We start from the raw sequence: 12,715 nt of genomic DNA, 5'->3' as shown, positions 1-12,715 counted from the left end.
ACCTCAGCGCCGCGCCTGAGGGCGCGCGCCGCCCTCGGCCTTGATCGCGCGGAGCACCTTCTCCGGCGTAATCGGCAGATCGTCGATGCGGACGCCGACGGCGTTGAAGATGGCATTCGCAACCGCCGGCAATACGGGATTCGCGCACATTTCGCCCGGACCCTTGGCGCCGAAGGGGCCATCGGGGGCGGGACGTTCCAACACGGCGATGTCGTGCGGACAGATGTCGCCAGGACCGGGCATGACATATTCGACGAAGTCGCGAGGGCCGTGGACAGGGTCGGGATAATAGGGTTCAGGCGTCTCGTAGAGCGCGTGACTGACGCCCATCCACGCGCCGCCGACGAGCTGTTGCTCGACCAGGCGCGGGTTGAGCGCACGGCCGAGCTCATAGGCGGAGTCCATGCGGATCATCGTGACCTCGCCGGTCTCGTCGTCGACCTCGACCTCGGCGACAAGACAGGCATGGGCGTAACAGGTCGCCGGCGACATTTCGCCGGTTTCCGGATCGACATTGGATAGAGGAACCAGGAAGATGCCACGGCCAGAGATGGTCTTGCCCTGCTTGAACTGCGCGGCGATGGCGACGTCCTTGGTGGAGATCGAGCGGTGCGGCGCGCCCTTGACGTGGATGTTGCCACGCCCGTCGGCTTCGAGATCGGCGGCGTTGACTTCGAGTTCCTCTGCGGCGGCCTCCATCATCACGCCACGCGCCTCACGCGCCGCCGCCATCACGGCATTGCCGACGCGATGGGTGCCGCGGGAGGCGAACGAGCCCATGCAATGCGGACCGGTGTCGGAATCGGCGGTGTCGACATAGACGTCCTCGACGGGTACGCCCAGCGTCTCTGCGCAAATCTGTCGCGTTACCGACTTCATGCCCTGACCGAGGTCGATCGAGGATAGCGCCACGGTGAACTTGCCGCTTGGATTGGAATGAACCAGGGCCTGGCTGGGATCGCCGCCGAGGTTCATGCCGATGGGGTAATTGACCGACGCGATGCCGCGTCCGCGATGTCGGGTCATCTCAACGCCTCCTGGTGCCGAACACGGATGAGAAGCGGCCCGCCCCATGCGAGGGCGATGCTGGTCGCGGTGGCTGCGGCGGGCGCGGCGCGGGCGGTGGGGGCTCGCGCGGTGGTTCGCGCAACGCCGCCGTCGGCAAGCGGTCATAGGTTGTGCGCTGCTGCGTTGGCGCAGTTGATCCTCCGTGGGTGTCAGTCGGCGTCCGCGGGATTGCGGCGCGGTTGCCGCCACCGTCCTTGCGGGAGGAGGCGCGCTTGAACTCGTCGCGGATCGGCCATTTGGCTTTCTCGGCCGCGACCTGGACGCACTCGATCAGCGCCGTGTTCTTGGCCTCGCGCCGATGCGCCTTCATGTCGCCGTCGCGATAGGCATTGAGGATACGGAACTCCATCGGATCCATCCCGACGAGGTTCGCGAGCTTGTCCATCTGGCACTCGATCGCAAAATCCATTGCGGTGACGCCGAATCCGCGCATCGCGGTTGCCGGCGTACGGTTGGTGAAGACGCAGTAGACATCGCCATAGACGTTCGGGATGGTATAGGGTCCTGGCAGATGGGCTGCGCATTTCACCGCGGCATAACTGGAGAGCCGTGTATATGCGCCGCTGTCGAAATATGCGCGGATCTTTCGCGCGACGACCCGGCCGTCGCGCATCACGCCGTCCTTGATGTAGATGCGCTCGGCGCCGCGCGGCGGGCCGTATTGCATCTCTTCTTCGCGTCCGAACACGTAACGCACGGGACGTCCCGTCAGCATCGCACCCAGGATGCATAACGGTTCGGTCAGCGTGTCCACCTTGCCGCCAAAGCCGCCGCCGACGGTGCCGCCGATGAAATGGAAGGTGTTGGAGGGGACGTCGAGAATCTTGGCGCAGGTGTCGACCGAGAAGAACAGCGCCTGCGTAGACGTATAGACGACATAGCGCCCGTTGGTGTCGGGCGCCGCGATCGATCCGTTGGTTTCGGTCGGCGCGTGCTCGATGGGCGACATCTGGTAGCGCTGTTCGAGCACGTGATCGGCGGTCGCGAGTGCGGCATCGGCGTCGCCGAAGCGGAGTTTCTGGTGGTCGTATGTGTCGTGATAAATGAAGGCATTCTTCGGATAGGTATCGTTGACGACCGGTGCGCCGGCCTTCAACGCATGTTCCACGTCGAACACGGCAGGCAACGGCTCATAGTCGATCCGCACTTTTGCAATCGCCTCGAACGCCTCGCGCTCGCTGTCGGCGACGACAGCCAGGATCGGTTCGCCCTTGTAGCGGACCTTGTCGACGGCCAGCGACGGTTCGTCGTCCTTGCCGAAATTGATCAGGCTCAAGAGCGTGTTGAGGTTACGGGGCACGTCGGAGCCGCGGATGATCCGGCGCACGCCGGCGGAGCGCTCGGCCTCCGCGGTGTCGATCCGTCGGATCCTTGCATGAGAATGGGTCGAGCGGACGACTTTCAGGTGCAGCATGCCCTGGAGCTTGTGGTCGTTGAAATAGCTCGATGTGCCCGTGACATGGCCGAGCATGTCCTGGCGCTGTGTGCCCTTGCCGATCTCGTTGAGATTATCGTCGCGCTCGTCCGCGAAAATGTCTTTGCGCAGTTCCAGCATGGTCTGGTCCTTCAGGCGCTCACCCGGCCGCCGGAGGCGGCGAGGATGGCGTTGATGATCGGCTCGTAGCCGGTGCAGCGGCAGATGTTGCCGGAGATCGCCTCGACGATCTCGGCGCGGCTCGGGGAGGGATTGCGGTCGAGCAGCGCCTTGGCCGCCATCAGCATGCCCGGCGTGCAATAGCCGCACTGGGCAGCAAAATTCTCGGCGAAAGCGCGTTGCAGCGGATGCAGGTTTGGTCCTTGCTTCAGGCTATCCAGCGTCTCGACGGAGCGGCCGGCGACGGTCTCGGCCAGCGTCAGACAGGAGAGATGAAGCTCGCCGTCGATCAGGACGCTGCACGTGCCGCAGCCCCCCTGGCCGCAACCGAACTTCGGCGTCATGTCGCCGATCAATTCGCGAAGCGCGACGAGCAGGTTGGTGCCGCCATCGACGAAAATGGCGACATCGCTGCCGTTGTGACGAAATTGCAGGGCAGTCTTGGCCATACTATCTATTCCTGACCCAAGAGAAGACGACGCAGATGTACGCCGACGATCTCGCGGCGATACCAGGCGCTGCCGAGCGCGTTGTTGGACGGCGATGTTCCTTCCACGGCTGCAGAGGCCGCGGCCGCAATGGTCGCGGCATCGAGCGAGCGGCCTTCCAGCGCGCGTTCGGCCGCCCGCGCACGTATTTGCGTCGGCGCCATCGATCCCAATGCAATGCGTGCCCCGGCGACCCGCCCGCCACTGATAGGCAGATGTGCGGCGAGCGTGATGACCGAGCCGCCTTTGGGCTTGATTCGTGCAATCTTGCGGTAGCGGAAAGCCTCCGCGCTTGCCGGCCGCGTGCAGGACACCGACAGCACGAGCGTGCCCGCCTGCCTTTCACGTGACTGCAAAAACTCCTCAATCGGAATGTCGCGCGATCCAAAGCCGCCTTGCAGGGCCACGGTGGCATCGAGCGCAAGCAGGGCGACGGTGAAATCGCCATAGGGATTGGGCGCAAACAGATTGCCGCCCACCGTACCCATGTTGCGCACCGCCGGGCCACCAATCGAGCGGGCAGGAGCGTGCAGGAAAGCGAGGTCGCGCTCGCCCAGAATCCGGGCGAAAGTTACGCCGGCACCCAGTGTGATCCGCGGGCCTGAGGGGTCGATGCGCGTCAAGGCATGGTCATTGGCGCGCACGACGGTCGAGATGGAGATGTCGCCTTCGTTCAGTGCGCGCATCACGAGCGTGCCGCCGCCGAGATAGCGCGCATTGCGATCGGACGACAGCGCTGCGGCGGCCTCACTCGAACTCGTGAAGGTCTTCACCGTCACAGTCATGTTGACACAGCCTCCTTGAGGTGCCGGCGGATCGCGTCGAACCCCGCTTGGTAGATATCTTCCGCGACCATGTGGGTGATATGGTCCTTGTCCTCCGGCCGCGTCGAGAAGCGGGATTCCCAGTGCCAGAAGGTGCGGTCGCCGTCCGTGACCGGCAGCAGGCGGACGTGGGCCACGTAGTTGAACATCGGGACCGGCGTATCGAGCAGGCAATAGCTGAAGGTCTGCTCCAGATCCGACAGCGTCAGCAATTGCTCGCGCAGCTCCGAACCGTCCTGCAGCTTGAAGCGCCTGACACAGCCGATCTTGTCCGAGGCCTGCGCGCGCTCGATCGTGGAGGTCGCGACCGCCGGATGCCAACGATCGTGCCCGTTGAAATCGCGCAGCACGGCCCACAAGGAGCCGGTCGGCGCATCCACGATCGTGCTCTTGACGATGTGCGGCACGGCCCTCAGCCTCCGAACTGGCGTTTGAGGGCGTCGAAGCCACCCTGGAACACGCCACCGCCGATGTTTGCGACGAGCTCCGCCTCCCGCTCGGGTGCACAGTCGAACTCGGCGGTCCATTCCATGAAGGTCTGGTCGCCATCTGTGACCGGCGTCAGCCGAAGCGTCGCGACGTAGTCCTCGACCCCCATCGGGGATTCGAGGATCGAGTAGGTGCAAAACATGTCGTAATCGGACAGGCCGAGCAGCTTTTCCCGGATGCGATCTCCGTTGCGTAGGCGAAAGTCCCTGACGCAGCCGATCTTGTCAGAGGGCTCGCCGCCCTCGATACGGCTTTCCGCGATCGCCGGATGCCAGTTCGGCAGACCGTTGAAGTCGCGTACCCGCGCCCAGACGCGATCGTTGCGCGCGTTGACGACGGTTGAGACGTAGACGCGGGCCATGGTGCGACCTCAGCTCTTCTTCCGTGGGCTGCGCTCGGCGGGCGGCTCGCCCTCGGCCGAAGGCGAGGGTGCAGCGGCTGGCTTCTCGCCGCCGCCGCCGCCCTTGCGTGCGGAGTCCTTGATGCCCTGCATGTCGCGAGCCTCCCGGATCAGGCCTGGCATCTTGGCGAGGCTGCCGCCTTCGACGCCGATGTCCGCCAGAAGCGAGTCGATCAGCGGCGCCTGGACGCGGTAGCGCAGCGCCGAGTCGATCACCTCGTCGGTCGCGCTACGGCCGCCATTGCCGCCATGGCCGTTGCCGTTGAGGCCGTCGACCTGGAGGATGCGGATGCCCTCGATCTTCTCCATCGGCTTGACGCTCTCACGGACGATGCCCTCGATGCGGTCGAGCAGCTTTCGCCGGAACAGCGAGTAGCGCGCCTGGTCGGTCAGCACGTTCTCGGCCTCGTTGAGCATACGCTGCGCCTCGGCCTCGACCGCAGCGCGGATCCGTTCGGCTTCCGCGGCAATTCGCGTCTCCTCCGCCTGCTTCTCGGCGATCAGGATCTCCACGGTCTTACGGCGCTTCGCAATCTCGCTCTCGCGCGCGGTAATGACACGCTCGGTCGCCTCAGTGGCATGCACCCGCGCTTCCTCGGCCGAAGCCTTGGCCGCGGATTCCTCCAACGACTTCAGGTGGATGGCAATTGCCTTCTCCATCAGAACGGTCTCGACCTCCTTCTCGCGATTGATTTCGAGCTTGCGCAGCTCGCGCTCGCGGCCGATGCGGGCCTCGTCGAGGCCACGATCGGACGCGATGCGGGAGCGCTCGACCTCCTCGCGCGCGGCAATCTCGGCTTCCTGGAGAGACTGGACACGGGCGACTTCGAGTTGTTCGATGGAACGTCGGCGTTCGATCCGCGCCGCCTCCAGCGCATGCTCGCGCGAGACATCCGTGGTCTCGACCTCCCTGCGCGCGACAATCTCGGCCTGCCTGACCTGGCGGTCGGCGTCGATGCGCTCGGACTTCTTGGTCGAAAGCGCAATGACGCGGTCCTCGTCCGCGATCTCGATCGCCTTCTTGTGCTCGATGTTGAGGACTTCGCGCTTCTTGGAGGACGTGATCCGCTCGGCTTCGAGCGCGAGATCGACGCCGATGCGCTGGCGCTCGATGGCGTCGCGACGCTTCAACTCGGCAGCCTCGAGCACGGCGGTGCGCTCGATCTCGAGCGCGCGCGTGTCACGCTCGGCCTGAATACGCTCGGCTGCAACGGACTTCTCCTGCGCAATCCGGGCGGCTTCGATGGCTTCGCGTGAGGCAATGTCGGCTTCCTCGACGGCGCGGTTTCGGGCGATTTCCAGCGAGCGAACGCGTTCTTGCTGGGTGATGCGGGCAGCTTCCGTGGCTTCGCGCGCCGTGACCTCTGCGACTTCCAGCGTCTGGTTGCGTTCGATCTCCAACTGCCGGGTATTTTGCTCGACCGCGATGCGCTCGACGGCGAGCCTGTGCTCGCGGGCGATGCGCGCCGACTCGACCGCGCGCTGCGCCTCGATCTCGGCTTCCTGGATGTTCCGCACCTGCTGGATCTCCAGCGCGCGGGTGCGCTCATCGGATGCGATGCGCTCGACATTGACGATCATGGTCTGGGCGATGCGGGCCTTTTCGGTGGTCTCGCGGGCGGCGATCTCGGCTTCGTCCACGGCGCGGGTCCGGTCGATCTCGCGGCGCCGGGTCTCCTCTTCGTTGGCGATGCGGGCGTCGGTCACGACGCGGTCTTGCTGGATACGCGCTTTCTCAATCGCCTCGCGGGCGGTGATCTCGGCTTCCTCGACGGTCTGCATCCGCTCGATTTCGCGCTGGCGCACCTCGCGCTCGGAGGCGATGCGGCTGGTATCGATCGAGCGCTGGTTGGCGATCCGGGCCTTCTCGATATCCTCCCGTGCGAGCAGTTCCTTCTCCTCGATGGTGCGGGTGCGCTCGATCTCCCGCTGACGGGTCTCACGCTCCGAAGCGATGCGGGCTTCGGCGATCGCCTGGTCGTTGGCGATTCGCGCCTTCTCGATGGTTTCACGGGCGGAAATCTGCGCCTGCTCGGCTTCGGTCTCGCGCAGGGCCCGCTCACGTGCGACCTCGGTGCGTTGCAGGGCCCGGCGCATCTCGATGTCACGCTCTTGTTCGAGGCGCGCCGTCTCGCTTTCGCGTTCGATCTCGAGAGCTTGCCGCTCCGCCTCAAGGTTGCGAGAGCGGATCTTGATCATCGAATCCTGCTCGATGTCGTTGCGCAGCTTGCGCTTGGCCTCGATATCCTCCATCAGGCGGGTCAGACCTTCGGCGTCGAAACGGTTCGAGGGGTTGAAGAATTCGAGATCGGTCTGGTCGAGATCGGTGATCGCGACTGACTCCAGCTCGAGTCCGTTCTGGGCGAGTGCTTCTGCCGCGTTCGCCTTGAGGCGAGCGACGTACTCACCGCGCTGCTCGTGCATCTGCTCGAGGGTCATCTCCGAGGCAACGGAACGAATGGCTGAGATGAATTTGCCGGCGAGGAGGGCGTGGAGCTGCTCGGGCTCCATGGTGCGGCGGCCGAGCGTGGCGGCCGCGATGGACACGGCTTCGCGGGTCGCCTGCACTCGGACATAGAAATCGGCCTCGATGTCGACGCGCATGCGGTCTCGGGTGATCACGGCGTCCTGCCGCGAGCGCACGATGCCCATCGGCTGCACGTTCATGTTGACCGGCGTGTAATCGTGGATGAAAGGCAGCACGAAGGCGCCGCCGTTGATCACAACGCGCTCGCCGAGCAGGCCGGTCCGAACGAATGAGGTCTCCTTGGACGAGCGATGATAGAGCCAGTTCACGATGTAGACGCCGACCACGATCACCACGACGGCGACGATCAGCCAGAGGATCAATTCACCGACCAGAGTCCCTGACATGTTTCTCTCCCTCGACCTTTCGGCGTTATCGCGCGCCGATCGCCTTGAATTTGCGAACCTGATCCGTCAGCGCCCGCTCGACCGGCAGCCGCTCCATTGAGGAGGCGCCGTAGAAGCCGTGGCAATAGCGTGTGTTCCTCATGATGAAGTCGGCATCGTCCGGATCGGAGATCGGTCCGCCATGAGCGAGCACCAGAATGTCCGGATTGACGCCGAGCGCGGCGGAGGCCCACGTGTCGATGTGCCCCGGGCAATCCGTCAGCTTGAGTGCGGTCTGCGCGCCGATGGTGCCCCCGGTCGTCAGGCCCAGATGACAGACGATGATATCCGCGCCCGCGATCGCCATCGCGGCGGCTTCCTTCTCGCTAAAGACGTAGGGCGTCGTCAGCAGGTCCTTCTCGCGCGCCCTTGCGATCATGTCGATCTCGAGCGCATAGGACATGCCGGTCTCTTCGAGATTGGCACGGAAGACGCCGTCGATAAGGCCGACGGTTGGAAAGTTCTGCACGCCGGCGAAGCCGAGCGCCTTCAATTGGTCCAGGAAAAGATCCATGTCGCGGAACGGATCCGTGCCATTGACGCCGGCGAGCACTGGCGTTCTGGTGACGACGGGCAGCACTTCGCCGGCCATCTCCAGCACGATGGCGTTGGCGTCGCCGTAAGCCATCAATCCCGCGAGCGAGCCTCGGCCGGCCATGCGGTAGCGGCCGGAATTGTAGATGACGATGAGGTCGACACCGCCAGCCTCCTCGCATTTGGCCGACAAGCCGGTGCCGGCCCCGCCGCCGACGATGGGCTCGCCGCGCCTTGCCATGTCGCGGAAGCGCTTCAACAGTGCAGCGCGTTCAAACCGGGCCATCGGTCACCTCGCTAGTCTCCGGCGCGCCCCGGTGCGGCCGAACAATGTTCGGAACGCGCTGACAATGGTGGAGGCGAACTCGGGGTCATTGATGTTCTTGGGAACGCGGATGAGCCGACGGTTGGCGGTCTGCCGCACGTTGCGCTCAAGCGTTCGGAACAGCGCCGCATCCGCATCCGGATCCCAGAATGGCTGTCCTCGCGCGTCGAGCGCGGAGACGCCGCCCTCGGGCAGGAAGAAGCGCACCGGGCCGTCCATGCGGTTGAGCCGATCGGCGACCCAGTGCCCCATGCGCTCGTTCTCCTCCGCCGTGGTCCGCATCAGGGTGACCTGCGGGTTGTGGACGTGGAACTTCCTGCCGCGGTAGCGTTCCGGGATGGTCTCGGGGGCACCGAAATTCACCATGTCCAGCGCGCCCACCGAGCCGACATAAGGCACCCGGCTGCGGATGATGGCGCCAAAGCGATCGTCGGTGGCCGGGAATACGCCGCCCATCAGGAGATCGCCGACCTCCGTGGTCGTGAGGTCGATGACGCCTGCGAGCTGCCCGGAATCGACGAGCTTCTCCATTGAGCGTCCGCCGACGCCGGTGGCGTGGAAGACGAGGCACTCGAAATCCTCGAGCAAGTCGGCGGCGATCTTCTGCACCGCGGGCGTGGTGACACCAAACATGGTGATACCGACCGACGGCAGTCCGCTGTCGTCGCGATCCTTTCGTGCATGCTGATCAAGGCGCGCCTTGACCATGCCGGCCAGCGCGTTGGCGCCATTGGCCAGTACAGCGCGCGAGATCGAGTTGAGGCCCTGCACGTCGGCGACCGAATGCATCATGGTGATGTCCGCGGGGCCGACATAGGGCCCGACGTCGCCGGAGGCGACGGACGAGACGATGAGCTTCGGCACCCCGACAGGAAGCGTCCGCATACCCGGCGCGACAAGCGACGCTGCGCCCGAGCCGCCCGCCGAAATCACGCCGGCAACGTTGTTCTGGCGCCGCAGCCAGCTGGCGAAGGCGTCGGCCATCGCGGTGACGGCGGCGCCGCGGTCAGGTCCGAACACCGCCGATCCGCCGCGACCATGGTTCAAGGCGATCTCCTGGGCGGAGACGTCGCTGGCCGCGTGCCTGCCGCTGGTGGAGACATCGACCAATCGGGTTCGCAGGCCTGTCCCGGCGATGATGTCGCGGATGAAGCGGAGCTCCGTGCCCTTGGTGTCGAGCGTACCGACGACGAGCACGACCGGAGAGGCCTGCGTTTGCGTCGCGTCCGGTTCGCGTCGTCGCCGTGCCGTCTCGTCGAGACGCATCACCTGTGTCGAGAACGTGCGGGCCGCAGCCTCGATGCGGGCGATCGGCACGGGCTGCGACCACCGTGTCGGTGGCGTCGGGTTGGACATGTAGATGCGGATTGCGCCGCTTGGCCGTGTCTGCTGCGGAGAAGGCTTCCCTTCCGTATCCGCTGGCGGCACGTCGAGGTCGAGCTCGAGTCCGGCGTGCATTCCGACACCGAGCAGGCGCTGCTGCAGTTCGCGATCGGCGGCAAGCCGCACCGAATCGATGATGCGGTTGACGCGACCATTGACCATGATCGCGACGTTGCGCGACACGGCGGTAGCCACGCCGATATTCTGCTCGATCACGAGCACGGACATGTCGCCGTCCTCGCCAAGCTGTAGCAGCATCTCCTCGACCTGGGCCACGATCACGGGCGCGAGCCCCTCGGTGGGCTCGTCCATGATCAGCAGCCGCGGGTTGGTGAGCAACGCGCGGGCGATCGCAAGCATCTGTTGCTCGCCGCCGGAGAGCTGGCCGCCGCCGTGATCCTTGCGCTCGGCTAACCGCGGAAACGTCTTGTAGATGCGCTCGACCGTCCAGGCGCCGCGGCGCAAGCCGGCGGCAAGCTGCAGATGCTCGTCGACGCGGAGTGAGCGCCACAGCCGGCGTCCCTGCGGAACATAGCCGACGCCGAGCCGGGCTATGTGGGCGGGCGGCTGCCGGGTGATGTCATCGCCGCGGATGCGGATCGAGCCGCCGCTGACCGGCACCAGCCCCATGATGGCCTTGCACAGTGTGGTCTTGCCCATGCCGTTGCGGCCGACGACCGAGAACACGCCGGCCTCGAGCGTCAGATCTACGCCCTGCAGCGCATGCGAATGGCCGTAATAGACGTCCAGCCCGCGGACTTCGAGCGCGGCGGCGGTGCGGCGGACCTCACTCATGGCCGCCTCCGAGGTAAAGCTCCTGCACTTCGGGATCGGACTCGATCTCCTGCGGACGACCTTCCTTGAAGATCCGCCCATTGTGCATCATCGTGACGCTCTCGACGACGCGCAGGGCGACGTCCATGTCGTGCTCGATGATGATGTAGCCGATATGCGCGGGCAGGGAGGTCAGTATCTCGATCAGCTCGGCACGCTCGGTCGGCGACAGTCCCGCGGCCGGTTCATCGAACAGGACGAATCGCGGCGCGCCGGCAAGCGCAAGTGCGATCTCGAGCTGGCGCTGCTGGCCATGCGCGAGCTCGGCAACGCGCTGATCCTTCACACCCGAGAGATGGACGGCCTGCACGAGATTTTCGGCCGCGTGCATCAACGCATCGTTCTGACCGGGGCGGAGGAACGAGAAGCGCCCCCGTGAGACGCCACGGCAGGCGAGATAGACATTGTCCTGGACGGTGAGGCCGGGAAACAGCGCTGAGATCTGGTAAGTCCGGCGCAGGCCGCGGCGGATGCGCTCATAGGGCGGGAAGTGCGTGACGTCCTCGCCGAAGAAGCGGATGGTGCCGGAAGAAGGTGGGAAGTCGCCGGTGATGCAGTTGAACAGCGTGGTCTTGCCGGCGCCGTTGGAGCCAAGCACGGCGCGCCGTTCGCCGGGGCGGACGGTAATGGTGATGTCGGTGAGTGCCGCGAGCGCGCCGAACAGACGCGTCACGCCGCGCAGCTCCAGCGCCGCGCCTGCGCCCACGACAGAGAGGCGTTGCGCGACGCTATCCATGGCGGGATCCTTGGGTGGATCCTTGGCCAGATTCTCGACCAGCTTCCCGGCCATGACGCCCGCTTGAACTTGCCGCGCCGGAGCGTTGGCGGCGCCGCCAGCTCTGCCAGAGCCCGATGACGCCGTCCGAGGACCAGAACACGATCGCGAGGAAACCGAGGCCGATCAGGAGGCGAAAGCGGTTGCCGTCGAGCCCCAGCTTGACCAGAAAGTCGAGTGCGAAAGTGCGCAGCAGCACGAAGATCAGCGCGCCGATAAAGGGTCCGATAGGGCGCGTGATGCCGCCGACGACTGCGATGATGAGGATATCGATGCAGGCTCCGACGCTCACCGATCCCGGCGAAATCTGCCGATAATTCCAGACCTGGAGCACTCCCGCCAACGCTGCGACGAAGGACGCGAAGGCGTAGGCCGCGACGCGATGCGCATTGACGTTGAAGCCGAGTGCCGCCATGCGGCGGGGATTATCGCGTACACCTTGCAGCGCGAGGCCGAACGGTGCGCGGGAGATGTAGTCGACGGCGAAGTAGCACAGCGCGGCTACCGCGAGCACGATATAGTAGAAGGGAATGTCGGCGCGCCAGTTGACGCCCCAGAAATGCGGTGTGGCAACGGTATTGATGCCGGTATGGCCGTTGAAGATCGCCCAGTTCTGGTTGGTGAAATAATAGAACGCCGCGCCGATCGCGAGCGTGATCATGATGGTGTAGATGCCTTCGGTGCGCACCGCCAGCGCGCCCCCGAGGGTGCCGAAGATGGTCGCGAGCGCAAGCGCCATCGGGACCGCAAGCCACCACGGCCAGCCCAGGCTGATATTGGCGTTGCCGCTGGCGCCAAACACCGCGACCATATAGGCGGAGAAACCCGCGATGGTGAGCTGCATCAGGCTCACCATGCCGCCATAGCCGGCAAGAAACATCAGACTCAGCGCCATGAGTCCGAGGATCAGCGTGGTCGCGAAGATCTCGATCAGGAAGAAGCCGTTGGCGATCAGCGGCATGATCAGGAGGATAGCCGCGACGGCCCAGGCCGCCGGATTGTCGATCTCCGGCCATCCGCGCAATCTGGAGCGCTGCACCGCAGCAGTGGGACGAACCGTGACGCGGGTGTCGTGAGCGAGGGACATG

General features: G+C 65.3%; 11 protein-coding genes. All 11 read right to left on the bottom strand.

What is annotated here, in order from left to right; all coding sequences use genetic code 11:
* Positions 1–3: 3 nt before the first annotated feature.
* Genes ABIC03_RS04365 through ABIC03_RS04315 form a run of 11 tightly spaced genes read right to left on the bottom strand, consistent with a single transcriptional unit; the run spans position 4 to position 12,714 of the window.
* Positions 4–1,026, bottom strand: a complete 1,023-nt coding sequence (locus ABIC03_RS04365; RefSeq protein ID WP_354055815.1) for a xanthine dehydrogenase family protein molybdopterin-binding subunit — start codon at positions 1,024–1,026, stop codon at positions 4–6.
* A gap of 1 nt (position 1,027) precedes the next feature.
* Positions 1,028–2,623: a xanthine dehydrogenase family protein molybdopterin-binding subunit gene (locus tag ABIC03_RS04360; RefSeq protein ID WP_354055813.1), complete on the bottom strand. Its 1,596-nt coding sequence runs from the start codon at positions 2,621–2,623 to the stop codon at positions 1,028–1,030.
* A gap of 11 nt (positions 2,624–2,634) precedes the next feature.
* Entirely contained in the window at positions 2,635–3,111 is a 477-nt protein-coding gene (locus ABIC03_RS04355) for a (2Fe-2S)-binding protein (RefSeq protein ID WP_007593025.1), read from the bottom strand.
* Between the two features lie 5 nt (positions 3,112–3,116).
* The gene (locus tag ABIC03_RS04350; protein WP_354055810.1) at positions 3,117–3,935 is read right to left on the bottom strand and encodes an FAD binding domain-containing protein; all 819 of its coding nucleotides are present in this window, start codon (positions 3,933–3,935) and stop codon (positions 3,117–3,119) included.
* Positions 3,932–4,381: an SRPBCC family protein gene (locus tag ABIC03_RS04345; RefSeq protein WP_354055808.1), complete on the bottom strand. Its 450-nt coding sequence runs from the start codon at positions 4,379–4,381 to the stop codon at positions 3,932–3,934. The genes ABIC03_RS04350 and ABIC03_RS04345 overlap by 4 nt, the downstream gene beginning before the upstream one ends.
* 5 nt (positions 4,382–4,386) lie before the next feature.
* On the bottom strand, positions 4,387–4,824 hold the full coding sequence (locus ABIC03_RS04340; RefSeq protein ID WP_007593021.1) for an SRPBCC family protein: 438 nt from the start codon (positions 4,822–4,824) through the stop codon (positions 4,387–4,389).
* 9 nt (positions 4,825–4,833) lie between these two features.
* Complete coding sequence (locus ABIC03_RS04335; RefSeq protein WP_354055805.1) at positions 4,834–7,737, bottom strand: flotillin family protein; 2,904 nt, start codon at positions 7,735–7,737, stop codon at positions 4,834–4,836.
* Between the two features lie 25 nt (positions 7,738–7,762).
* A complete protein-coding gene (locus ABIC03_RS04330; protein WP_354055803.1) occupies positions 7,763–8,596 on the bottom strand; it encodes a phosphoenolpyruvate hydrolase family protein in 834 nt (277 codons plus the stop codon).
* Positions 8,597–8,599: 3 nt separating this feature from the next.
* On the bottom strand, positions 8,600–10,813 hold the full coding sequence (locus ABIC03_RS04325) for an ABC transporter permease (RefSeq protein WP_354055801.1): 2,214 nt from the start codon (positions 10,811–10,813) through the stop codon (positions 8,600–8,602).
* Positions 10,806–11,588: an ABC transporter ATP-binding protein gene (locus ABIC03_RS04320; protein ID WP_007593014.1), complete on the bottom strand. Its 783-nt coding sequence runs from the start codon at positions 11,586–11,588 to the stop codon at positions 10,806–10,808. The genes ABIC03_RS04325 and ABIC03_RS04320 overlap by 8 nt, the downstream gene beginning before the upstream one ends.
* Positions 11,581–12,714, bottom strand: a complete 1,134-nt coding sequence (locus ABIC03_RS04315; protein WP_275167527.1) for a branched-chain amino acid ABC transporter permease — start codon at positions 12,712–12,714, stop codon at positions 11,581–11,583. Before ABIC03_RS04315 ends, ABIC03_RS04320 begins: the two co-directional genes overlap by 8 nt.
* Between the last annotated feature and the right edge of the window lies 1 nt (position 12,715).

It is taken from the genome of Bradyrhizobium sp. RT6a, assembly GCF_040547675.1.
Lineage (GTDB): Bacteria > Pseudomonadota > Alphaproteobacteria > Rhizobiales > Xanthobacteraceae > Bradyrhizobium.
Note: the sequence above shows the minus strand (reverse complement) of the source record. Positions and strands in the feature narration are given on the sequence as shown.

Coding starts and splice junctions, on each gene's coding strand:
- ABIC03_RS04335 (WP_354055805.1), bottom strand. CDS start 7,737: ATGTCAGGGACTCTGGTCGGTGAATTGATCCTCTGGCTGATCGTCGCC.
- ABIC03_RS04330 (WP_354055803.1), bottom strand. CDS start 8,596: ATGGCCCGGTTTGAACGCGCTGCACTGTTGAAGCGCTTCCGCGACATG.
- ABIC03_RS04320 (WP_007593014.1), bottom strand. CDS start 11,588: ATGGATAGCGTCGCGCAACGCCTCTCTGTCGTGGGCGCAGGCGCGGCG.
- ABIC03_RS04325 (WP_354055801.1), bottom strand. CDS start 10,813: ATGAGTGAGGTCCGCCGCACCGCCGCCGCGCTCGAAGTCCGCGGGCTG.
- ABIC03_RS04365 (WP_354055815.1), bottom strand. CDS start 1,026: ATGACCCGACATCGCGGACGCGGCATCGCGTCGGTCAATTACCCCATC.
- ABIC03_RS04340 (WP_007593021.1), bottom strand. CDS start 4,824: ATGGCCCGCGTCTACGTCTCAACCGTCGTCAACGCGCGCAACGATCGC.
- ABIC03_RS04350 (WP_354055810.1), bottom strand. CDS start 3,935: ATGACTGTGACGGTGAAGACCTTCACGAGTTCGAGTGAGGCCGCCGCA.
- ABIC03_RS04360 (WP_354055813.1), bottom strand. CDS start 2,623: ATGCTGGAACTGCGCAAAGACATTTTCGCGGACGAGCGCGACGATAAT.
- ABIC03_RS04315 (WP_275167527.1), bottom strand. CDS start 12,714: ATGTCCCTCGCTCACGACACCCGCGTCACGGTTCGTCCCACTGCTGCG.
- ABIC03_RS04355 (WP_007593025.1), bottom strand. CDS start 3,111: ATGGCCAAGACTGCCCTGCAATTTCGTCACAACGGCAGCGATGTCGCC.